Source organism: Mesorhizobium sp. M2E.F.Ca.ET.219.01.1.1 (assembly GCF_004016445.2).
GTDB lineage: Bacteria > Pseudomonadota > Alphaproteobacteria > Rhizobiales > Rhizobiaceae > Mesorhizobium.
Genome location: NZ_SADT02000004.1, coordinates 552,211 through 573,972 on the forward strand (window position 1 = coordinate 552,211; position 21,762 = coordinate 573,972).

General features: G+C 62.8%; 22 protein-coding genes and 2 pseudogenes. 8 read left to right on the top strand and 16 right to left on the bottom strand.

Features of this window, described 5'->3' with window-relative positions; translation table 11 throughout:
• Positions 1-8: 8 nt before the first annotated feature.
• Positions 9-1,004, bottom strand: coding sequence for a nicotinate-nucleotide--dimethylbenzimidazole phosphoribosyltransferase (locus tag EN862_RS22820; RefSeq protein ID WP_127868097.1), 996 nt, complete (start codon positions 1,002-1,004; stop codon positions 9-11).
• Between the two features lie 165 nt (positions 1,005-1,169).
• On the opposite strand from EN862_RS22820, the gene EN862_RS22825 reads away from it, so the two are divergent.
• Together EN862_RS22825 and EN862_RS22830 are read left to right on the top strand one after the other, a co-directional pair.
• On the top strand, positions 1,170-1,400 hold the full coding sequence (locus EN862_RS22825; protein ID WP_112129265.1) for a DUF1289 domain-containing protein: 231 nt from the start codon (positions 1,170-1,172) through the stop codon (positions 1,398-1,400).
• Positions 1,401-1,410: 10 nt separating this feature from the next.
• The gene (locus tag EN862_RS22830; protein WP_127868098.1) at positions 1,411-2,115 is read left to right on the top strand and encodes a TIGR02281 family clan AA aspartic protease; all 705 of its coding nucleotides are present in this window, start codon (positions 1,411-1,413) and stop codon (positions 2,113-2,115) included.
• Between the two features lie 82 nt (positions 2,116-2,197).
• On the opposite strand, the gene dusA is transcribed toward EN862_RS22830, so the two are convergent.
• Positions 2,198-3,196 carry a tRNA dihydrouridine(20/20a) synthase DusA gene (gene dusA, locus EN862_RS22835; RefSeq protein ID WP_127868099.1) on the bottom strand — a complete coding sequence of 333 codons (999 nt, stop codon included), beginning with the start codon at positions 3,194-3,196 and terminating at the stop codon, positions 2,198-2,200.
• A gap of 112 nt (positions 3,197-3,308) precedes the next feature.
• Here dusA and EN862_RS22840 point away from each other — a divergent pair, with 112 nt between their 5' ends.
• Positions 3,309-4,370, top strand: coding sequence for a site-specific integrase (locus EN862_RS22840; RefSeq protein ID WP_127868100.1), 1,062 nt, complete (start codon positions 3,309-3,311; stop codon positions 4,368-4,370).
• A gap of 226 nt (positions 4,371-4,596) precedes the next feature.
• A complete protein-coding gene (locus EN862_RS22845) occupies positions 4,597-5,190 on the top strand; it encodes an SOS response-associated peptidase (protein ID WP_127868101.1) in 594 nt (197 codons plus the stop codon).
• Positions 5,191-5,588: 398 nt separating this feature from the next.
• Here the strand turns inward: EN862_RS22845 and EN862_RS22850 are convergent, their stop codons facing one another.
• A complete protein-coding gene (locus tag EN862_RS22850) occupies positions 5,589-6,248 on the bottom strand; it encodes a hypothetical protein (RefSeq protein ID WP_189401313.1) in 660 nt (219 codons plus the stop codon).
• A gap of 176 nt (positions 6,249-6,424) precedes the next feature.
• Here EN862_RS22850 and EN862_RS22855 point away from each other — a divergent pair, with 176 nt between their 5' ends.
• On the top strand, positions 6,425-6,937 hold the full coding sequence (locus tag EN862_RS22855) for a hypothetical protein (RefSeq protein ID WP_348632083.1): 513 nt from the start codon (positions 6,425-6,427) through the stop codon (positions 6,935-6,937).
• A 234-nt stretch (positions 6,938-7,171) separates the two neighbouring features.
• Here the strand turns inward: EN862_RS22855 and EN862_RS22860 are convergent, their stop codons facing one another.
• The 11 genes and pseudogenes from EN862_RS22860 to trbB form a co-directional block, all read right to left on the bottom strand.
• Positions 7,172-7,393: a DUF2274 domain-containing protein gene (locus tag EN862_RS22860; RefSeq protein ID WP_127868102.1), complete on the bottom strand. Its 222-nt coding sequence runs from the start codon at positions 7,391-7,393 to the stop codon at positions 7,172-7,174.
• 1 nt (position 7,394) lies between these two features.
• Positions 7,395-8,529: pseudogene (locus EN862_RS22865) on the bottom strand (TrbI/VirB10 family protein).
• A complete protein-coding gene (trbG, locus tag EN862_RS22870) occupies positions 8,526-9,590 on the bottom strand; it encodes a P-type conjugative transfer protein TrbG (protein ID WP_127868103.1) in 1,065 nt (354 codons plus the stop codon). The pseudogene EN862_RS22865 and the gene trbG overlap by 4 nt, the downstream one beginning before the upstream one ends.
• A complete protein-coding gene (gene trbF, locus EN862_RS22875; RefSeq protein ID WP_127868104.1) occupies positions 9,587-10,276 on the bottom strand; it encodes a conjugal transfer protein TrbF in 690 nt (229 codons plus the stop codon). Before trbF ends, trbG begins: the two co-directional genes overlap by 4 nt.
• A 3-nt stretch (positions 10,277-10,279) precedes the next feature.
• Complete coding sequence (trbL, locus tag EN862_RS22880; RefSeq protein WP_127868105.1) at positions 10,280-11,650, bottom strand: P-type conjugative transfer protein TrbL; 1,371 nt, start codon at positions 11,648-11,650, stop codon at positions 10,280-10,282.
• The gene (gene trbK-alt, locus EN862_RS22885) at positions 11,651-11,977 is read right to left on the bottom strand and encodes a putative entry exclusion protein TrbK-alt (RefSeq protein ID WP_127868106.1); all 327 of its coding nucleotides are present in this window, start codon (positions 11,975-11,977) and stop codon (positions 11,651-11,653) included.
• A gap of 10 nt (positions 11,978-11,987) precedes the next feature.
• Entirely contained in the window at positions 11,988-12,746 is a 759-nt protein-coding gene (gene trbJ / locus EN862_RS22890) for a P-type conjugative transfer protein TrbJ (protein ID WP_127868107.1), read from the bottom strand.
• On the bottom strand, positions 12,743-15,193 hold the full coding sequence (gene trbE, locus EN862_RS22895) for a conjugal transfer protein TrbE (protein ID WP_127868108.1): 2,451 nt from the start codon (positions 15,191-15,193) through the stop codon (positions 12,743-12,745). Before trbE ends, trbJ begins: the two co-directional genes overlap by 4 nt.
• Positions 15,194-15,202: 9 nt before the next feature.
• On the bottom strand, positions 15,203-15,484 hold the full coding sequence (locus tag EN862_RS22900) for a VirB3 family type IV secretion system protein (protein WP_127868126.1): 282 nt from the start codon (positions 15,482-15,484) through the stop codon (positions 15,203-15,205).
• Entirely contained in the window at positions 15,484-15,816 is a 333-nt protein-coding gene (locus tag EN862_RS22905; protein WP_127868127.1) for a TrbC/VirB2 family protein, read from the bottom strand. The genes EN862_RS22900 and EN862_RS22905 overlap by 1 nt, the downstream gene beginning before the upstream one ends.
• 34 nt (positions 15,817-15,850) lie before the next feature.
• Positions 15,851-16,795, bottom strand: a pseudogene (trbB, locus tag EN862_RS22910) (P-type conjugative transfer ATPase TrbB); the annotation flags it as partial.
• Between the two features lie 416 nt (positions 16,796-17,211).
• On the opposite strand from trbB, the gene EN862_RS22915 reads away from it, so the two are divergent.
• The 3 genes from EN862_RS22915 to EN862_RS22925 are packed head-to-tail and all read left to right on the top strand — an operon-like array spanning position 17,212 to position 19,284.
• A complete protein-coding gene (locus EN862_RS22915) occupies positions 17,212-17,865 on the top strand; it encodes an amino acid ABC transporter permease (RefSeq protein WP_127868109.1) in 654 nt (217 codons plus the stop codon).
• Complete coding sequence (locus EN862_RS22920) at positions 17,855-18,514, top strand: amino acid ABC transporter permease (protein WP_127868110.1); 660 nt, start codon at positions 17,855-17,857, stop codon at positions 18,512-18,514. The genes EN862_RS22915 and EN862_RS22920 overlap by 11 nt, the downstream gene beginning before the upstream one ends.
• Entirely contained in the window at positions 18,514-19,284 is a 771-nt protein-coding gene (locus tag EN862_RS22925) for an amino acid ABC transporter ATP-binding protein (protein ID WP_127868111.1), read from the top strand. Before EN862_RS22920 ends, EN862_RS22925 begins: the two co-directional genes overlap by 1 nt.
• 77 nt (positions 19,285-19,361) lie before the next feature.
• Here EN862_RS22925 and EN862_RS22930 read toward each other — a convergent pair whose 3' ends face one another.
• Positions 19,362-20,060 carry a response regulator transcription factor gene (locus EN862_RS22930; protein ID WP_127868112.1) on the bottom strand — a complete coding sequence of 233 codons (699 nt, stop codon included), beginning with the start codon at positions 20,058-20,060 and terminating at the stop codon, positions 19,362-19,364.
• Positions 20,061-20,528: 468 nt separating this feature from the next.
• Entirely contained in the window at positions 20,529-21,434 is a 906-nt protein-coding gene (locus tag EN862_RS22935) for an ankyrin repeat domain-containing protein (RefSeq protein WP_127868113.1), read from the bottom strand.
• Between the last annotated feature and the right edge of the window lie 328 nt (positions 21,435-21,762).

Consider the following 21,762-nt stretch of genomic DNA (forward strand, 5'->3'; position numbering starts at 1 on the left):
CCGCGGCTCTAGAGCCGAACAGCCATCGCCATGCCTGAGCTGGTCAGCGCCGCGGCCTTGACGATACCGGCAGCGAGAGCGGCCCCAACTCCTTCGCCATGGCTGATGCCGAAATCGAGCAGAGGCCGCAGTCCGAGCCTTTCGGCAGCCTTGGCATGGCCAGGCTCGGGCGACAGGCCGGCAAGCAGACAATGGTCGAGCGTACCGGGGCTGGCCGCATGCAGAACAGCGGCCGCGGCAGTCGCCACGAATCCGTCGAGCAGGACGGGAATCTTCTCCATGCGAGCCGCAAGAATGGCGCCGCAGATCGCCGCGAACTCGCGTCCGCCAACCCGTCGCAGGGCCTCCAGCGGATCGCCGAGGCCGGAACCATGAAACGCCAGCGCCCGATCGACAACCTCGGCTTTTCGCGCCATCGTCGCCGCATCGGCGCCAGACCCCGGCCCAACCCAATCCGTCCCCTTGCCGCCGAACAGCGCGGCGCAGAGCGCGGCGGCGATCGTCGAATTGCCAACCCCGAGATCACCTAGGCACAGCAGATCCGCGCCGCCTGCGACCGCCTCCATGCCGAAGGCCATGGTCGCGGCGCAGCCGCGCTCATCTAGCGCCGCCTCCTCCGTGATGTCGCCTGTGGGGATATCCAATGCCAGGTCGAAGACTTTCAAGCCGAGATCGTTGGCGATGCAGACCTGGTTGATCGCGGCCCCGCCGGCGGCGCAGAGCTCGACTTCATTGGCGGTCGCCGCCACACGCCGCGGCGAAATGCCGTGCCGCACCGCGCCGTGATTGCCGGCGAAGATCGCCACCAGCGGCCGGTTGATCGCCGGCGGCGCGCGGCCGCTCCAGGCGGCAATCCAGGCCGCGATGTCCTCGACGCGCCCGAGCGATTCGTTCGGCTTGTCCGCTTTGGCAAACAGCGCGCGGACACGCGCGCCCGCCGCGTCATCGGCAGGCGGCAACGCCGCCAGGAGGCTTCGGAAATCGTCGAAAGGCTTAGCAGGCATTTGCGTCGGTCGCGGCTCGTTGCGGAAATCGCAAGCGGCATAGCCGCCTTCTCCCGCCGGCACAACCGCCTGGCGATGCCGCGAACAGGTGGCCTTGCGACGCATCGCGGAGGGCTTGCATTGCTCCGGCGGTTGCACCATGTGGAATGAACGCAAGAGAACAGCATGACCGCCATCGAATCCCCCTGCATCCTGGTCTGTTCGATCGATATGAAAACCGGATTCTGCTTCGGTTGCGGCCGCACGCGCGACGAGATTTCCGGCTGGCTCACGATGACCCCTGAAACGCGCCGGGCGGTGATGTCGGAACTGCCGGCCCGGCTCGAAACGGTCGAGCGCCGGCCGCGCCGCGAAACAAGGCGTGCCCGCATGGCACGCGAACGCGGCGTTTTGTGAGAAGAAACCGATGAACCGGCTGTTCTGGATCGTCATGGTGGTGATCGGCGTCGGGCTGGTGCTCTTGATGCTCAACAATTCGGCCGGCCGCACTTTCGGCATGAACAACAATGATTTCGGCCGGCTGATCTGGGTCGGCGTGCTGGTCATGGTGATCGGCGCGAGCCTGCTCCGCTCGGGCCGGCCGCTTGGCGACATGGCACGCAATATCGGTGTGTGGGCCGCGTTCGTGCTCGTGCTGATCGCCGGCTATCAGTACCGCTACGAGCTGCAGGATGTCGCGAGCCGCGTGACCGCCGGCCTGTTGCCGGGCAGCCCGCTGGCGCTCGGCGTGGAGAATGGTCGCCCGACCGTCACGCTCGACAAGGCCGACAATGGCCATTTCGAGGCCCGCATCCTGGTCAACGGCACGCCGGTGCGCGCCGTCGTAGACACCGGCGCGACCAGCACGGTCCTGACCTCGGAAGATGCTCAGGCCGCGGGTTTCAACCCGGCGGCGCTCAGCTACAGCGTCGACGTCTCCACCGCCAACGGCATGGCGCGTGCCGCGACGGTCAGGACCGACGAATTGGCGATCGGCGGCATCGTGCGCAAGGACATGTCGGTGATGGTCGCCGCGCCTGGCATGCTCGAGCAAAGCCTGCTCGGCATGAACTTCATCGGCTCATTGTCGGGTTTCGACGTGCGCGGCGACCGCATGATCCTGCGGGACTAATGTCGCCCGGAACTGCATAGCGGCTCTGGGACCACGACATGCATTAGAAAAAAGGTTAAAGCGCAACGCGCTTAACCGAAAGTCAGGCCGCGTCGGCTTCCACGGCCGTGAAATCGATCGCTGCGAACGCGCTCCTCAGCACCTCCGGACCGGCGCCGGGCTTGTTTGCGTCAGTGGAAAGAATCTGCCGGAAGCGGCGCGCCCCGGGCAGGCCGTGGAACAGCCCCACCATATGGCGGGTGATGTGCCCGAGCCGCCCGCCACGCTCGATATGGCGCGCGGCGTAGCCGGCCATGGCGTCGATCAGCGCCGCGTAGTCGAAGGCGGCTGCCACTTCGCCGTAGAACGCGGCATCGACGCCGGTCAGGATGCCGGGCGTATGATAGGCGGCGCGGCCGAGCATTACGCCGTCGACATGGCCGAGATGCGCCGACGCCTCGGCAAGCGATTGAATGCCGCCGTTGATGCCGATGAATTCGTTCGGCTTTCTGGCCTTCAGCCGATAGACGCGCGGATAGTCGAGCGGCGGGATGTCGCGGTTCTCCTTGGGGCTTAGCCCCTCCAGCCAGGCCTTGCGGGCATGCACCCAGAGCGCGTCGGCGCCGGCCGCGAGCACGCCGTCGGCGAGCGTATCGAGCGCAGGTTGCGGGTCCTGATCGTCGACGCCGATGCGGCATTTGACCGTGACGGGGATTTTCACCGAAGTTTTCATGGCCGCGACGCATTCGGCGACCAGGTCTGGCGTCTTCATCAGGCAGGCGCCGAACGTCCCCGACTGGACGCGGTCGGACGGGCAGCCGACATTGAGGTTGATCTCGTCATAGCCGAAGGCCTCGCCGATCCGCGCCGCCTCGGCGAGCTTTGCTGGATCCGATCCGCCAAGCTGCAACGCCACCGGATGCTCGACATCGTCGAAGCCGAGCAGCCGTTCGCGCGCGCCGTGGATGACGGCGTCCGCCACAACCATTTCGGTGTAGAGCAACGCGCGGTCCGTCAACTGGCGGTGGAAGAACCGGCAGTGCCGGTCCGTCCAATCCATCATGGGCGCAATGGCCACCCTATGCTCTTGATTTTTCAGCATTTTTCGTTTAACATCAAATTCTTAGAACCTGCCGAGTGCACACGAATTTACGCCAAAATACGACCCTTTTCGCCACGTTTCGATCTCTCAGTGCACACGGAGCGCACACGAAATGGCCACCTACACAAAACTACCATCCGGTTCTTGGCGCGTGCAGGTTCGTCGCAAGGGCCGCTACGTAAGCGAGACGTTCTTGCGCCGAGACGACGCACGGCGATGGGCGACCGAAACCGAACGCCAAGTCGACCGCGGCGAGACACCGACCAAGTCCCGTGTAGCGCGCCTCAAAACTTTCGGCGAACTCATCGACCTTCATATCGACGACATGTGCGATGTAGGCAAGTCCCCTCGCCGCTCCAAGGCCGCCGCCCTCGATATGCTCAAACGACACCTGGGCAAATGCAACATCGCGGCTCTTGATCGCGAACGGCTCATCCTTTTTGGTCGCGAGCGAGCCGCCCAAGGTGCTGGACCGATGACGCTCGGCATCGATATCGGCTTTATAAAGCTTATCCTGTCTCATGCTGCAGCCGTTCACGGCCTACCGGTCAAGGTCGAGCCGGTTGATCTGGCGCGTATTGCCCTGAAGAGGCTCGGTCTGGTTGGCAAAGGCCAGCAGCGCGACAGACGACCGACACAGGACGAGCTCGACAAGCTTATTTGTCATTTCGACGCAAACCATCGCCAAATTGCGCCGATTGGCCAGATCATTCGCTTCGCGGTGGCAACCGCCATGCGCCAGGAGGAGATCTGCAAGGTGCATTGGTCTGATTTGGAACCTCGCACGCGGATGCTCCTGATCCGCGACAGGAAGGATCCTCGAAACAAGAACGGCAACAATCAGCGCATACCGCTGTTTGCGGCCACTGGATATGATGCGTGGGCCATCGTCGAAGAGCAGCGGGCAAAACGCAGCAATGACGATGATCGAATTTTCCCATTCAATCATAGGTCGGTCGGCACCGCCTTCCGCCGAGGTTGCGGTGACTTAGACATCCACGATCTTCATTTTCACGACTTGCGGCACGAAGGAACGAGCCGCCTGTTCGAAGCTGGGTTCACAATTGAACAGGTGGCGTTGGTTACTGGGCACAAAGATTGGAAGATGCTTCGTCGCTACACACATCTGAAGCCGGAGACGCTTCACGCTATCTATGCGGGAAAGGCTGCATAGTTCAGGGCAGCGCGGAGCGGGCCAGACGCAATTTTACGGCATGGGAAGCCATGACGATGTTTCCTTATGGGAACGGCAGTCCCCTACCTCAGCGTTTTCGGTCCCCATGCCGACGCTGGTGCTTAAACGGTGGCTAGTCGAGCGCCAGGCGCTACCTTCTGCTCACTTGCGCGTTCTGACGATACGCCGGGGTTTGGCAGAAGCAAAAATGCTCTTGGAGCGATTGATGTGCAACGACTACGAGCAGCATATCGCCTGGACTGAATACTGCCGGATGATGGAGTCGCTGGCGCTCAAGATTCCGGCCCATCAAACCGAACTTGACCTCCCCCGGGCAGATGATATCCGCATCAACGATCCGGCGCCTATCATTCGCGTCGCCGGCGATACCGTCGAGCTCGCCTCGATGACGTTCGGATTTCCACCGTCAGGGCCGAAAGGCGGCCCGGTGTTCAACTTCCGTTCGGAAGGCCGGCAATTCGGCAATAGCAACCGCTGCCTGGTGCCGGCGTCGGCCTTCTTCGAATTCACTGGCAGCAAGTATCCGAAAGCCAAACACCGTTTTACGCTCAACGGCGCGCCATTCATGGCGATCGCGGGTCTCTGGCGTGAAGCCGCCGGCAACAAGCCGCCCACGTTCACCATGCTCACCACCGAGCCGGGACCCGACGTCGCGCCCATCCACAACCGGCAGATCGTGGTCCTTCAGCCGGAGAATTGGGGGGCCTGGTTCAACCTGACCAAGCCCGAAGCCGATTTGCTGCGCCCGCTGCCTGCCGGCTCGCTCTCGGTCGAGTTGGTACGCCCCGAGAAGTCATAGGTGATCGCCGCAGGATTTCTGGAGCGCTCAGCGGACCCAGCTCAGGTATGCGCTCATGGGCACCCTGACGCCGCCAAACGCCTCTTGCACGCCCCCCTCTCGTGGGAGGAAACGTTGTTGCCAGGCCACCCCGCTTTGGCCGGTGTAGCACCCCAAGAAAATCCCTGTGCGCACCGGCCAGTCCGGCCAGCGGCTTTCCGCGATCACACCATGGTATCGACCAAGATGTTTTAGCTATGCTGCATATGCGGCGGACCACGGTTCGCCAGGCCGGCGCAGGCTCAGGCAATCTCCCCAACGAGAGGCGCCGTCCATCCTTAGCCCGTCGCCAGGTGTGGGGGCACACCAGCGGCGGGCTATCCATCCAGCGGGAGCTCCCTCTGTAGAAGCAGGCCGGCCTAAGAACGGGTTTTCGTGAGCCGCCGAAGAAGTGCGTAGTCGTCAAGGTCCTTGTATGGTGTGAGGTCCAGATCGGCAGGCACTTTCTTCAATGTTTCTTCGTCGATTGCCTTTTCATGGCGTTTCATGAAGCGCTGATAGTCCATCCACCTTATGCCGCTCGTTCGAACGGCGTCCCGCTCGATGCGTGAGGCAATCTGGTGCGCGTGAAGGTAATGCAGTCGTAACTCATCCAGGAGCGCCTTCTCGACGATCTCGTGACACACCAAGAAAGGCTCGATCCGAACGTCTTTGTTCTTCACCTTCAATGTGAGGGGTAGATGTCTGTCGATGTAGACCGTCTTGGCATCGAGGCTGTAGCCGGCAATGTAGGGGATGTCGAACTCGTGAGAGATGGTGACTCTGCGGCTGAGGGCAGCCACAACATCGGACAACACGCGGGCATCAACATCTTCCGACTTATGATGAACCTCACTCTCAGCGAGCAATCGTTTCTCCATCGCTGAATGGCCGTCGAGATGCCGAAGCGGCTGCCACAAAAATCGAGCGAGCGATGAATTGTTCCACAAGGTTTCAGGCGACCGGGACCCTGGCTCAGTTCCTGTCGGTTGCGTGTCCCGTAGGCGGTGCGCCCCCAGGACGTAACGTTCGTTCGTCATGCCCCCGGACATCTCTACATCGTGGTCTGTCCCAAGCGGTTCGGTGGCGTAGGAGCCTGCCTCAATCTTCTCGACGATGGAACTTCCCGACACTAAGGAGGTTTGGCTGCGAAGGGACGCGGAGGCGACTCTGGACTGCGCTGCTGCAGGCGGGAGGCCTCGCACAGGAGACGGCCATGAAACACCAGACACTTGAAGAGCTGCACGATGTCGCGGAAGTCGATGCGTCCTTTCCGGGTATGACTCGACGTCAGCGTTTGGAACATTGGGCCATGCTGCTCGAGCGAGACCCCGAGCGTTGCCTCGCCGCCTTCCCGGGGACGGAGTACATGATCCTGGATGTGCGCCACAAGGCACAATGCGAAGGATCCGCGCTCAGCATCGCCTTCGCCGATCCGGTGTTGCGCGCGCAAGGTTTGAAGGACGACACGTACGGCGAGGCCAAGCGCTTCTTCGAGTTGGCGGAATGGCAGCTGCACGCCATCGTCTGCCACTGCCATGTGGGCGCCACAATGAAAGCCGGATGGGCTGCCGTTCAGGTTCGCTCTGCCATCGACAAAGACAGCAAGCTTTTCAGCAAACTTCGCGAAGCAATTGCCCGTTGGCCGGTATGGCGCATCTTGACGTCATTTGCGGGAGTGAAGCCCGGCGGCAGCCGAATCGCACTCTCGGACGTTTTCAACGACTGATTTGGAAATCCTGGTCCGAAATATTCAAGACGGGCGACATCCAGGAAGCCACCATCAGGGTCGCCCGCCTCTCCTCGATCCTATCGCCGGAAATCCGCCATAGCCCTTCAGTTCCGGCAAGCGGCGAACCTAATTCGGTCGGGCAAGCCACTGCCGATAGATGATGAACCCGATCACCTGCTGAAGCGGTCGTGCGCCTCGCATCAAGTGGGGCTGATAGATGATAAGCCTGACCTAAGCCTGCTCCTTCTTTGCTTTGGAAAAGCCGCGATCCGCCGCGATGAACCGCTCAAGCATCGGCGCGATCAAGCGCGACGGGCTGGCGGGTGGCTGCCCTGTCTCGCGGCCAAGGATCTCTCCATATTTCACCAAATCGCGATGCAGAGGCGCCGGCAGTTCCACCGTGATCTTCACCGGCTTGTCGTCGGCGATCACTGCGAGTTTCAACTTGGCCATGTCAACCTCCATATGGTTCAAGCGCAAGGTCGCGGGTGACGAGGACGCGAACGGGAAATCCCGGCCGGATCATAAGAGTCGGCGCTATAGCGAGCTGGCGCTGAACGACTTGCTGGCCTACCTGGCTAACGCTATCGGAGGCGCCGCTGCGCAGAGCACGCACGAGATCGCTCTCTTGGTCGGAGGAACCAGCCTGCGCGCCAACACTCAGAACGGTCGACAACGCCGCAGCCTTGAATAGCTCGCCCCAGTGATAATCGATGTCGTCTTCGAGGCCAGCATAGCCTTCCGCGTCCGCGCCTGGCTGCCGTTCCAGAACGATGGAGCGCCCGTCGGGAAAGATCAGCCTGTTCCAGACGAGCAGTACGCGACGCTGTCCCGGACCAATTCCGCTGTCGTATTGCCCGATAACACGAGTGCCTTGCGGGATGAGCAGGGAGCGGCCGGTGGGACTGTCGTAGACGTTTTCAGTTACCTGGGCGCTGATCTGGCCGGGCAGGTCGGACCGGATACCCGTGATGAGCGCGGCCGGGATCACGGCGCCGGCTTGAAGCACATACTGGGAAGCCGGAGGCGTGACGTGATCTGGCGCCACGGTACGGCGGTCAGCGGCGGCCGACAGGAAAGCTAGCTGGCGATCCAGCCCATTTGGCTGTCCGTTCTGACTGGCAAGGTCGATGCCAGCAGGCGCCGATGCTTCCTCGGTCCTGGCATCTTGTTGCGCCGTCTGAAAAAACACGCGAGGTTCTGGCGGCTTCCTCCTCGGCCCGCCGGCGTTGCTCGGCTTCGTCGATCGCAGGGCTTGCGACCGAGGATGGTACGCCCCCCTGCCCCTTGTTTTGGGCATCGAGGATCGGTCCGCCGAGGTCTCCAGGCAGCGGCGGCCCAAGGACAGGCCCGGTATAGTCGCGCGGAAGCCCTGCCAGTCCATCGGCGGGCGGCCGATTGGAGGTTGGGTAGAGTTCCTCGCCCTGCTTGAATCTGTTGGAGTCCTGCAGAGCGTAAATCAGCGCGCCGCCGACACCGAGCGAGGCTACGAAGCCGATGGCTGCGAGCATCTTGCGCGACAGACGCGTCACACGCGGCGCCTCGGCGCGAAGCCGCATGGGTTCGACAAGCCTATCCTTCTCGTTCATGGCTGCGGCGCTCCCTTCGACGCCGGGTTCGGCGCCTTCGATCCGGCGTTGTCGCCTGGCCTGTGCCACAATCCATCGGTTCTCCCTCCGTCGAGGCGGGCTATCCTTACCGTTTGCTGCCGCTTACCGGCGCCAAGACGCAGTTCGGCAGCTCCGAAAAGGCGGTCGACTATCAGGAGGTTTTGGTAGACGCGGCTGTTGGTGATTTCGGCCTCGCCATCCGGACCGATGACGAAGATCGGCGGCAGCTCGCCTTGCACGATGCCGCGCGGAAACTCCACATAAACTCTGCGGCCATCGTCATAGGCGCTCACCGGCTTCCAGGGCGGGCTATCGCCGGTGAGGCCGTAGCGATAGTTGCGCGCTGTAACGTCCGGTATGACCGGCGTTGCGGCCACGGTCGGCAGGAGGCCCACTTTCAGCGCTGGGTAGGACCACGAAACGGCGGGCATGTAGGGCTTCGCACCGGATCGTAGCTCAAGCATATAGCTGCGCCGATCAGTGGCGATGATGAGGTTCGTTGCGATGTCGGCCCGCGAGGGTTTCACCAGGACGTGGACGCGTCGGGCAATGCCCGAACCGCTTTCGGTGTTGCCGATGATCCAGCGCGCGGTATCACCGGCGGCGATCGGACCCTCTCCCGTCAGGCTCTCGCCCGGCTCAAGCGCAATGTCCGTTATCTGGCCAGGCGCGGCGTAGACCTGATAGAGCGCTCCTTCGCTCCACGGGTAGATCTGGATGGCGTTGTAGTAGCCCTCCCGGCGCGGCTCCACGCGCGCCGCGGCGTTCGCGTTCTCGACGCGCGCGGCCGGTGTCTCGCCGATGGCGCCGCCGCGCGCGGGAGCCCAGCCGGGTGGCACGCGCAGAGGTTTCGGCCTTTGCTCTGTCGGGGCCGCCGGAGCCGGCGGCAACGGCGGAACATAGCTGTCGTAACTGATCTCCGGGGGCTTTTTCGGAGACATGGCGCAGCTTGCGAGCAGCGACGTCCCCGAGACCAGCATGGCTGATAGCAGATATTTTGAAAACATCGAGCCGGCTTCAAGACGCAAGGTCTGGCTCATTGGCTCATCTCCCGCGACCAGTTGACGGCGTTGACATAAATGCCGAGCGGATTGGCGCGAAGTCGCTCGGCGTCATTTGGCATCTGCGTTACGATCGTCAGGATCGCGGTCCAGCGCTCGGTGCCGGAAAGCTGGCCGTTTTCATACCGGCGCTCGATCCAGGCGACACGAAAGGAGTTCGGCGAGGCGCGGATGACCGAGGAAATCTCCACCGCGACCTGTTGCTTGCTTATCCTGGAGAAAGGATCGTTGGCCCGAGCATAGTCGTTGAGCGCCGCAGCACCCTGATCGGTGGTCCATTCATAGGCGCGCAGCCAGTCCTGGCGCAGGATGACCGGATCAGCGGGAATGGAGCGCACCTGTTCGATGAAGCGGGCGAGATGCCAGGCGATCTGCGGATCGGTCGGCTTATAGTCGGCGATCGCGGGTGCGGTCGCCTGGACCTCGCCCAACTTGTCGACCTGCACGACCCAGGGCACGACGGTACCGCGGGCCAATTGCCAGACCAGGGAAGCGGCAAGGCCTGCCGACAGGATCAGCGATCCGAATGCCATCAGGCGCCAGTTCCGCGCCTGGACGCGGGCGGAGCCGATGCGCTCGTCCCAGACCTGCGCCGCCTTCTGATAGGGTGTCTCCGGTCGAGGGGTCTTGCCGTAGTGGACGGCGGGGCGCCTAAAGATGTTCATGGATCATTCTCCTTCAGAAAGAGAAATCGAAGCGCCGCTGCCGTGGCTATCGCCGGCGCGTACCGCGTGGGCGGCGGTCTGGGCGCCATGGGAGAGGCGCTGTGAGCGCTGCAAACGTCTGGCCCATTCGGGCTGTCTTTGATTGCCGAATGGCTTGCCCGTTGCGGGCGCAGCAGCCGTGGCCGATGCCCCGCCGCCTCCGATCGTTCCCAAGGTCGACGACCCGCCCGTGATTTCAGCGGCCGAATTGGCGCCGGAGGCAAAGCTGGACTGAAGCGATTGCCCCGCATTCATTGCGGCACGCCTCAGCGGCGAGGCCGCCGCCGCAGCACCAGCGCGCGCAAGGCCGCTGAGGCCGGAGGCGATGCCTGCAGCACCTGGCTGGCCGATCGCGGCAAGTGTGTAAGCAGCCGAGCCGCCGCCAGCGAGCGACGCCGCGCCCCGTGTTGCCGACACAGTTCCCGAGACTGCCGCTGTCCCGCCTCGCGCCGCCAAGCCGGCCGCGCCGTAGCCTGCGACCGCCATGCCGCCCGCGGCAAGGCCAGTGCCAACGGCAGCACCGGCGCCAAGCTGCGGTCCACCCGCGACGAGGCCATTGGCGATGCCGGGCCCGAAGATGCCGAGGCCAAGCAGCGACAGCGCCGCCAACACGATCGCCATGGCCTGGTCGATGGTGGGGTTCTCGCCGCCGAAGCCTTGGGTGAATTCGCCGAAGAGCGTCGATCCGATGCCGATCACCACGGCAAGCACCAGAACCTTGATGCCGGACGAAATCACATTGCCCAGCACCCGTTCGGCCATGAAGGCCGTCTTGCCGAACAGGCCGAAGGGGATAAGCACGAAGCCGGCCAGCGTCGCCAGCTTGAATTCGATCAGCGTCACGAAGAGTTGCACGGCGAGGACGAAGAAGGCGAGCAGGACGAGCGCCCAGGCAAAGAGCAGGCAAGCGATCTGGATGAAGTTCTCAAAGAAGGAGACGTAGCCCATCAACCCGGAGATCGCCTCAAGCAAGGGTCGCCCCGCGTCGAGGCCGGTTTGCGCCACCTTGCCGGCGTGCAGCAGGTCCTGTGCAGAAAAGCCGGTTCCACTCGCCTTGAGACCCAGACCGGAGAAACTTCCGAAGACGATTCGCGCCAGGCTGTTCCAGTTCGAGATCAGATAGGCGAAGACGCCGACGAAGAGCGTCTTCTTGACGAGCCGCGCGAGGATGTCTTCATCGGCGCCCCAGCTCCAGAAAAGCGCGGCGAGCGTCACGTCGATGACGATCAGCGTGGTGGCGACGAAGGCGACCTCGCCGCCGAGCAGGCCGAAGCCCGAGTCGATGTAGCGGGTGAAGGTCGCCAGAAACTGGTCGATGACACCGGTATTGCCCATCTATCGCACCTCGCGCAAGGCAGCATCCGGCGACTGCGAAACGGCCGGCCCGCTTGTCGAGCTTGCCGACAGCTTATCGAGACCAAGGAAGCGATCACGCTGTTTTGCCCACAGCCGCGCGCATCCATCATCCCGCAGGGCAGCCTCGCCGATGGCCTGGCAGCGGCGCAGGCCATCGCGAAGCGGATCGGGCATCGAAGCCGCCGGAGCGTGCAGGCCCTCCCCTAGCGGCTTGTCCGCCTTGTGGCTCATCTCGAGCGCGCTTGCCGTCACGGCGAGCGCGACGAAGACGACGCTCACGATGCGAGCGAGGGCTTTGCCGTCCATGACGATCACCTCAACGGTTGAACATCTGAACGTCGCCAGCCTGGTAGCCGGAGCCAGGGGCGAGGAAGCGGCGACGTTGCTCGCGGCCCTGGTCGACCGCGGTGGCACGTTCGGCTTCGGTCAGCGCCTGGGCGCGACCGTTTGCGGCTATCACGGCAGTCAGGTCCGCAAGCTGCTGGCCCTGGAGCGCAAGCAACTGGTTGCCTGCTTGCGCGGCCTGCAGCGCACCGGCCGCCGACTGGCTGGCGCCGACCAGGGCCGAGATCTGCGCACGACCGGTTTCGATGTTTCCAACAACGCCCGCCTGGACGCGCATGGCGTCCTGGAGGCCGCCGACTGTGTTTTGCCAACGCGAGCGCGCGTCCGTGACGAGCTGCTGGTCCGGAGCGGAGAGCGAGACGTCGCCATATTGCTGTTGAAAGGCCTTGTCGACCTGCTGGACGTCAAAGGCGATGTTCTGTGCTTGCCCGAGAAGCTGTTGCGTCCTTTGCACCGACTGCTGCAATTGCTGCAGCGAGGACAACGGCAGGCTCGCCAGGTTGCGCGCCTGGTTGATCAGCATCTGAGCCTGGTTCTGAAGCGAGGTGATCTGGTTCGTGATCTGCTGCAGCGAACGCGCGGCCGTCAGCACATTCTGCGAATAGTTCGATGGATCGAACACGATGAGGGCATGTGCCGGCGCGGTCATCATCGGCAAGATCGCGAGCGGCCCAGCGAGCATCGCCGTGACCAGAAGAAGGGCGCGCGGGCGGCTTTGAAGGACAGTCATGGCTGTGGATCCTTTCCAGGTTCGAAAACAGTGAGATCGGGAATGAGGTCGGCGGCCCAGCCGATGCCGCGGGCACGCAGCCAGGCCGCCAGGAAGCCGTCGCGGCCGTGCTCGGCGAGAATGGTGCCAATCAAGGCCTGATCGCTCTTCGAGGACGCGGCGCAAAGTGCCAGCCCGACCTCGGACAGGCCGAGCTCGAAGAGCCGGTTGCCGCGGCGGGACTGGCAGTAATAATCGCGCTTGGGTGTGGCGCGCGCCAGGATCTCGATCTGGCGGTCGTTCAGGCCGAAGCGGCGATAGATGGCGGTAATCTGCGGCTCGATCGCGCGCTCATTTGGCAACAGAAGCCGGGTTGGGCAGCTTTCGATGATCGCCGGAGCGATCGCCGAATTGTCGATATCGGAGAGTGACTGGGTGGCAAACACGACGCTGGCATTCTTCTTGCGCAGCGTCTTCAGCCACTCACGCAACTGTCCTGTGAACGCGTCATCGTCCAGCGCAAGCCAGCCTTCGTCGATGATGAGCAGCGTTGGACGGCCGTCGAGCCGGTCGCCGATGCGATGAAACAGATAGGACAGAACGGCCGGCGCGGCCGGCGTGCCCACCAGACCCTCGATTTCGAACGACTGCACGGATGCATGGCCGAGATGCTCCGCCTCCGCGTCCAGCAACCGGCCATGAGCGCCGCCGACGCAGTAGGGACGAAGCGCCTGCTTCAGGTCATTGGCCTGCAAAAGCACGCTGAGCCCGGTGATGGTACGCTCCTCGACGGGAGCCGAGGCGAGCGATGTCAGCGCCGCCCAGATATGCTCCTTGGCGTCGGGCGTGATCTGGATCCCCTCGCGCGTCAGGATTGCGACGATCCAGTCAGCCGCCCAGGCCCGCTCGTAGGTGTTATGGATGCGCGCGAGCGGCTGCAGCGAAACGGAGGCCCGCATGCCTTCGGTGATGTGACCGCCGAGATCATGCCAGTCACCGCCCATGGCGAGCGTCGCGGCGCGGATCGACCCGCCGAAGTCGAAAGCGAAGATCTGAGCATCGCGGTAGCGGCAAAACTGCAGCGCCATCAGCGCCAGAAGCACAGATTTGCCGGCGCCGGTGGGGCCGACGACCAGGGTGTGGCCGACATCGCCGACATGAAGGACCAGCCGGAACGGGGTCGAGCCTTCGGTCTTGCCGTAAAGCAAGGGAGGACTGACCAGATGCTCGTCCCGTTCCGGCCCCGCCCACACGGCAGACAGCGGTATCATGTGGGCGAGATTGAGCGTTGAGATGGGAGGCTGGCGGACATTGGCATAGGCGTGCCCGGGCAAGGAGCCGAGCCAGGCGTCGACGGCGTTGACGGTTTCGGCAATCGCGGTGAAGTCGCGACCCTGGATGACCTTTTCGACCAGCCGCAACTTCTCGTCTGCCACGCGCGGGTCGGGGTCCCAGACCGCGACGGTGGCGGTGACATGAGCCATGCCCGCCATGTCGGCACCGAGCTCCTGCAGCGCCGTGTCGGCGTCGGCCGCCTTGTTGGCGGCGTCGGTGTCGAGAAGCGCTGACGCCTCATTGGTCATAACCTCCTTCAAAATCGAGGCGATGCTCTTGCGCTTGGCGAACCATTGCCGCCGTATCCTGGTCAGCAGGCGGACAGCGTCGACCTTGTCGAGCAGGATCGCTCGGGTCGACCAACGGTAGGGGAAGGCCAGCCGATTGAGGTCATCAAGAAGGCCGGGGGTTGTGGCGGTCGGGAAGCCGACAATCGTCAGCACACGAAGATGCTTGTCGCCAAGCCGCGGCTCGAGGCCGCCGGCCAGCGGCTCGTCGGCCAGCAGCGCGTCGAGATAGATCGGCGTCTCGGGGATATGCACGCGATGGCGTTTGGTCGAGACCGTCGAATGCAGGTAGGTCAGCGTTTCGCCGTCATCGAGCCATCGGCATTCCGGCATGAATCCGTCCAGCAGGGCCAGCACGCGCTCTGTTCGGTCGACAAAGGCGCGCACGAACTCGCCCGGGTCGGCGCTCGACTGATCGCGGCCCTCATAGAGCCAACCCTCTGCGCGCGTGGCATCATCGGGCGGCGGCAGGAAGACGAATGTGAGAAAGTAGCTCGATACGAAGTGAACGCCTTGCTCATCGAAGTCGGCCTTGCGCTCGGCATCCAGCAGGCCGGAGGCCGCATCGGGAAACTGGCTCTCGGGATAGGAAGCCGCTTCGTGCCGCTGCGCTTCGACGAAGATGCTCCAGCCGGAGCCTAGACGGCGAAAGGCATTGTTGATGCGCGAGGCGACCGCGACAAGCTCCGCCGCGACGGCGGAGTCGAGATCTGGCCCGCGAAACCGCGCGGTGCGCTGGAAACTGCCGTCCTTGTTGAGCACGACACCCGGCGCGACCAGTGCCGCCCAAGGCAGATAATCGGCAAGGCGAGCGGCGGTCCGACGGTATTCGGCAAGGCTCATCATGGCTGCGCCTCAAACCGACAGATGCGCCGGCAGCCGCAGGTGCCGGCGTCCAACCTCGAAGAAGAGTGGATCGCGCCTCGCAGCCCACACCGCCGTGAGATGCCCGATTGCCCAGATGAGGAGCCCGACGACCCACAGCCGCAGCCCAAGGCCAACAGCGCCAGCCAGCGTGCCGTTCAGGATTGCGATTGCACGCGGCGCGCCTCCGAGCAGGATCTGCTCGGTCAGTGCCCGGTGGACAGGCACCGTCCAGCCCGGCACCGCGTCGAGCTGTTCGAAAGCGGTTGCCATCAGATCAACGCTCCACCGCCGAAGGAGAAGAACGACAGGAAGAAACTCGAAGCCGCAAAGGCGATCGAAAGGCCAAAGACGATCTGGATCAGCCGGCGGAAACCGCCCGAACTGTCGCCGAAGGCCAGCGTCAGACCGGTAACGATGATGATGATGACGGCGATGATCTTGGAGACCGGCCCCTCGACCGACTGCAGGATCTTTTCGAGTGGCTGCTCCCATGGCATTGAGGAACCCGACGCATGGGCCGTCGACGCGACGATGACGTTGGAGGCAATGGCGACGCCGGCCATGGCCAGGCTGCCGTGGCAGCGCGAAAGCAAGCGGATCATGAGTTTCTCCAGAGTTGATCAGTGTGGCTTCAGCAATGCGGTAATCGCCATCGGGACCAAGACCCTCGACCCGGACGAGCTCGGTAAGCCGTCGCGCGGCACCGCGTCCCGCGAGCACGGCGACGAGGCTGATGGTGTCGGCGATCAGCGCACGCGGGACAGTGACGACGGCCTCCTGGATCAGCTGCTCAAGCCGGCGCAGGGCGCCTATGCCGGTGCCGGCATGAAGCGTGCCGATGCCACCGGGATGTCCGGTACCCCATGCTTTCAACAGGTCCAGGGCTTCGGCGCCGCGTACCTCGCCGATCGGAATGCGATCGGGCCGCAAGCGCAAGGACGAGCGAACCAGGTCGGATAGCGTGGCGACGCCGTCCTTGGTTCGCATCGCGACGAGGTTGGGCGCCGCGCACTGCAGTTCGCGGGTGTCCTCGATAATGACGACCCGATCCATCCCTTTCGCCACTTCGGCAAGCAGCGCGTTGGTGAGCGTCGTCTTGCCTGTCGAGGTGCCGCCGGCGACAAGGATGTTCGCGCGCCCGGCAACCGCGGCGCGCAAGATCGCGGCCTGGCCAGCCGACATGATGCCTGCGGCGACATAGTCATCGAGCGTGAACACGGCGACGGCGGGCTTGCGGATCGCGAAGGCCGCCGCGGCCACGACGGGCGGCAACAGGCCTTCGAAACGCTCCCCGGTTTGCGGCAGCTCGGCCGACACGCGTGGGGAACGGGAATGGACCTCGGCGCCGACATGATGAGCGACCAGGCGCACAATGCGCTCGCCCGCGGCAGGCGCCAGCATCTCTCCCGTATCGGCCAAGCCTTCCGACAGCCGATCCACCCAGATCCGGCCATCCGGGTTCAGCATGACCTCAACGATCGCGGGATCGTCGAGAAAGCGGGCAATGGCCGGTCCAAGTGCGGTGCGCAGCATTCGCGAGCTGCGCACGCGTCCCTCGGTATTGTCGTTCGATGTGACCATGCTGTCCCCGTTTTGACCCCGGAACAGGTCGAACTGTTCCCGGTCGGGACGATCAAAAGAGCCTCGGCGCAGTCCATTCAACGGGTTTCAGCCGCCGTCGTAGCGTAGCGGGCAAATACCGGCCAACGGCGGTGGCACGCTTCGGCGAGCTATTGCGGCTTTCACCGCAAATACGTTGTATGAAGTATCGCAATATAATGTACATGTTTATTGACATGCGATTCATGCCGGGTTTATGTCATTTCCATCGGTGGCCTGCCGGCACAGGCGACCCTCCTTTTCACGGCGCGGAGGATTGCCATGAGGAACGGTATGCAGGGCGCGATTTCCCGGTGCGAAGCCACGTTCCCGAGGCGCGTCGAACCGCAACTGCCATCCTTGCTATCCGCCTCGGCAAAGACGGGTGACACGTGAGCATGTTCGACATCTGGCTCGGCATTCTGCAAGGGCTGGGTATCACCGCACAGGTGACGGCCTACGCCTTGGTCTTTGCGGTCCCCTTCGCGCTCGTCTTCGGCGTCGCCCAGTTTCTTGCCACCGGTCTGACGCGCTTTCTGGTTACCGCCGTGATCGAATTCTGGCGCAGCTCCGCGGTGGTCGTCCTGCTGTTCGTCTTTTATTACGTGTTGCCGGTACTGGGGATCACTCTCTCGGCGCTCACCGTCAGTGCATTGGTGCTCGGTCTCAACATCGGCGGCTATGCCAGCCAGGCTGTACGCGCCGGACTGCAGTCTCTTCCCGCCGGCCAACGCGAGGCCGGCATGGCGCTCGGCCTCTCGCGCCCGGCGATCCTGCTTCTGATCGAGCTGCCGCAGGCGCTAGTCGCCATGAGCCCCACCTTCGTCAACAACCTTATCCAGCTCGTCAAGGCGACTTCGCTTGTCTCACTGGTCACACTCACGGACATGACCTTCCGCGCCAAGGAGATCGCGCAGACCGAATACGCTCCGGTCGCGATCTATTCGGCGCTGCTGCTGGCCTTCTTCGTCGTCTGTTATCCGATCGCGCTCGCTGGCCGCTGGCTGGAGGCACGGGTCAACCCTGAAAAAGGAGCGCCTCGTGGGATTTGACCTCCATTTCGCACTGTCGACCATTCCCACCATCATCGGCGCGATTGGAGCTACCCTGCTCGCGACAGTCTTGAGCTGCCTCGGCGCCTCAACGCTTGGCTTCACTTTTGAAATGATCCGCCGCGGGGGCGGAGCGCCTGGTCTGGCCGTCCGCTTCCTGATCGATTTCATCCGCTCGACGCCGGTACTGGCCTGGCTCTATTTCCTCTATTTCGTCATGCCCTTCTACGGGATCAGGCTTGGAGCCATGACGGTGGGCATATTGGGGCTAAGCCTCTACTACAGCGGTTATCTGGCGGAGGTGTTCAAAGCGGGCATCGACGCGATCCCGAACGGCCAGCAGGAAGCAGCCCGGGCATTGTCGCTCACCCGCCGCGATACGATTGTTTTCGTCATCGCGCCCCAGATGTTGCGCAACATCACCGCGCCGCTCGGCAACTACGTTGTTTCGATCCTCAAGGCGACGCCCTATCTCGCCGTCCTGGCTGTCCCCGAAATGCTCGGACGCGCCTTCGATATCGCCTCCGAGACCTATCGGTACGCGGAGCCGCTGACCGTCGCCGGCATCCTGTTCCTCGCGCTTGCACTGATCGTTGCTTACGGCGCGAAGCGCGTCGAGCAGCGCCTGCTTGCAGCTGGACGGCGCTGATGCTCGCGCAAGCTCCACACCCAGCCAGTGAAGCCCTCCCCCTTGTGCGAATCGTCGGCCTCAACAAGTGGTTCCGCGCCCTACAGGTTTTGAAAGACATCGATCTTACGGTACGAGCCGGCTCAAGCATCGTCGTCTGCGGGCCGTCCGGCTCGGGCAAATCGACCTTGATCCGCTGCATCAACGGTCTTGAGCACTTCCAAAAGGGAACGATCCATCTGGAAGGGACAGCGCTGGGAAGAAATGCTCGCGATACGGCGACGGCGCGCCGGCAAACCGGCATGGTGTTCCAGAGCTTCAACCTGTTTCCGCACCTGACAGTGCTCGCCAACTGCACGCTGGCGTTGCGCCGGGTTCTAATGAAGCCGGCGAGCGAGGCCGCAGAGATCGCGATGCATCACCTGACGGCCGTGCGCATCCCCGAAAAGGCGCAGGCCTACCCGGCCCAGCTCTCGGGGGGCCAACAACAAAGGGTGGCGATCGCGCGCGCGCTTTGCCTCAATCCTCGCATAATGCTGTTCGACGAGCCGACCTCGGCGCTGGACCCGGAAATGATCAAGGAAGTGCTCGATGTCATGGTCTCGCTTGCAGGAAACGGTATGACCATGGTTTGCGTGACGCATGAAATGGGCTTTGCACGCGAAGTCGCGGACGAGATCGTTTTCATGGACGAAGGCCGCATTGTCCAGCATGCCTCCTCCAGGGACTTTTTTTCTAGAGCCGCTCACCCACGCGCCCAGCTTTTCCTGGACACCATCCTGAGCCATTGATGCCCGATGCCTTTGAGCCAGTGTGCCGGCACGGGCGCGGGCGGGGGCCAACATAACGATAGGCGGATGCGAGCAGATTACCACTCCGGCGCGAACGCGTAGCCAGCCGAGCGGACGGTGCGTATGACTTCGCTTCCCACGGATGCCCGGAGCCGTTTGCGCAGCCTGGCTATATGAACGTCGACGCCTCGCACATCAGTGGCGGCGGCATGTTCAGGCCATGCTGCCGCGACCAATTCCTCGCGGCTGAAGACCTTGCCTGGCCTTGCCAAAAGGCTGCGCAAAAGCTTGAACTCGATCGGAGGCATGACAATCTCCTTTTGCTTGAAGAATGTCCTGTAGGTCTTTGGTTCCAGTCGGAAATTGCCCTGCACCAGATCCCCCGATTCTGTTTCGCGCGATGAGTTCGCAAGGCCCGCTTTGCCATGCAGCCAGTTCAGAAGCTGTTCAGGCGCAAAGGGTCGCGAAAATATCTCGTCGATACCAGCCTCGATCAAATCCAGATGCAGCTTGCCAGAACGCGGCGCAACCAAGCCTGCGAGAGGCGTTGCTCTTGTCGATTCGGACGACTTCAGCGCCACGCACTGCTTGGCGATTGCGCGGTCGCCTGGATGACAATCCAGGATGACGGCAAGTGGCACCGCGGCCTTGATGGCGCGCGCGATCTGCTTGTCTGCGGTGATCAGGCGGGTTTCAAAGCCTGCAACTGTAAGAATGTGCCCGAAAACGAGGAAAAAGTCCGGGTCCTTCGAAGAGATCAGGACCAGCGGCTTCATTGAGTCCACCAACCGAGTTTGACGCATCATAGGGCTGCCTACCGCGCTAAGGGGCTCAATGACAATATCCCTGCAGTCCTTGTGACTCGTTTACATTCTTTAGGTCGCAACTAAATCCTCATTCGGAAGGCATTGAGTGTGAGAGGCAGCTTTGCGCCTCAAGTCTGCCGCAGAGATCAGCGTTGCCGTGTCTTGAAAGCAGACGTTGTCGGCGATCACGACGCGTCGCAGGTGAGTTTGCAACCGAGCCGGCATTCCGAGCATTTCCGGCAATCAATGCGAGCGCTAGCAGCCGATCTTGCAACGGACCTCATAGGAGAAGCGACTGTTTGCAGCCAGCCTAACAATAGACTTCAACGCTTCTTGGGGAAGCAGGGCCCGACGGGCCAAGGTCCGCGAGAACATTGGCCGCAGCCAATGAAACAAACCTCACCCCCTTAGATTTGCGCCGGCGGGTTTGATCAGGAGTCAGGGTAGCGGGATCGGCTTGTCGCTGAGCGTGCGCAAGTAGGCGATTAGGTTGACCCGTTCGGTCTCGTCAGGGACACCAGCGATCTCCATCTTCACTCCTGGCGTGGTGAGCATGGGCCCGAAGAGATATCTATTCAGATCCTCATACGTCCACACGCCTTCCCAGGCGAGCAAAGCCTCGGAATAACTCATTTTTGCCATGGATGCCTTGTCGCGGCCGACGACGCTCCACAAGTTCGGTCCCGTCTTGGTCTCTCCCTCAGGCTCGTGACTGTGGCAACCGGCACACAGATGGGTGAAGGTGGTTCGGCCTTTTTCGACATCGGCAGAAGCCAACTTCATTGAGATCGGAGCTGGTGTTGGCAAGACTACGCCGTGGGACACGAGATAGTCGGCAATTTCACGTTGCCCCCTGCTTTTTGCCAGATGGAGGGGTGTCTTTCCGTCCCTTGTCTTCGCATTCACATCTGCGCCGGCGTCGACCAATGCTTGCACGCAGTCGAGACAACCGAGAGTGACAGCGAAGTGAAGGGCGTTTTCCCGGTTGCTGTGCGAATTTGGGTTTGCGCCCCTATCCAGCAACAGCTTGATCAAATCGATCCTGCGCTTTGCCAAAGCCGGCATGAGGGCAGGGCCTAAAAGAGGCGTCGGAGCGGCGTTGACCTCGGCACCGCGATCCAACAGCAGTTTTGCCGCCGCAAAATGTCCGCCCCTGACCGCAAGATAGAGCGGTGTCATGCGCACGTCGCTCTCATCGCTCTCATCTACGCCGGCGCCTGCATCGAGCGCTGCCGTGATCGCCGCGACATCGCCCTTTTTCGCGGCGTCGTGGATGGCGCCGGCATACGATGCGGTCGGAACGGGTGCGAGCAGTATTAGACTGAAAAGCAAAACGCAGCGCATTCGGCACCCCTCTCTGGAGGTCGGTACGCTTCGAGAGGGGGCAAAGTTTAGTGCGAATGCCTAATCGCGGCAAGGTATTTCAGTAACTTCTAACGGAACGCCTACGGCTGTGCGATATTAAATTTGAGTGTCGCATGGGATTCATATGCGTAAGCCTGGCCGCGTTCGACCGTCCTTCATCCGTCCGATGGGAGCCCGAGCTCGTCGGGTCGCCGCTGCCGGATATGGCTAGTCGCACGAAGTCGAATACGATGGCAATCGGACCGAGATCATCAGGGATGCGGGCGGCATTCGCCTCTACATGAAGACCACATCCACTGGACTGACA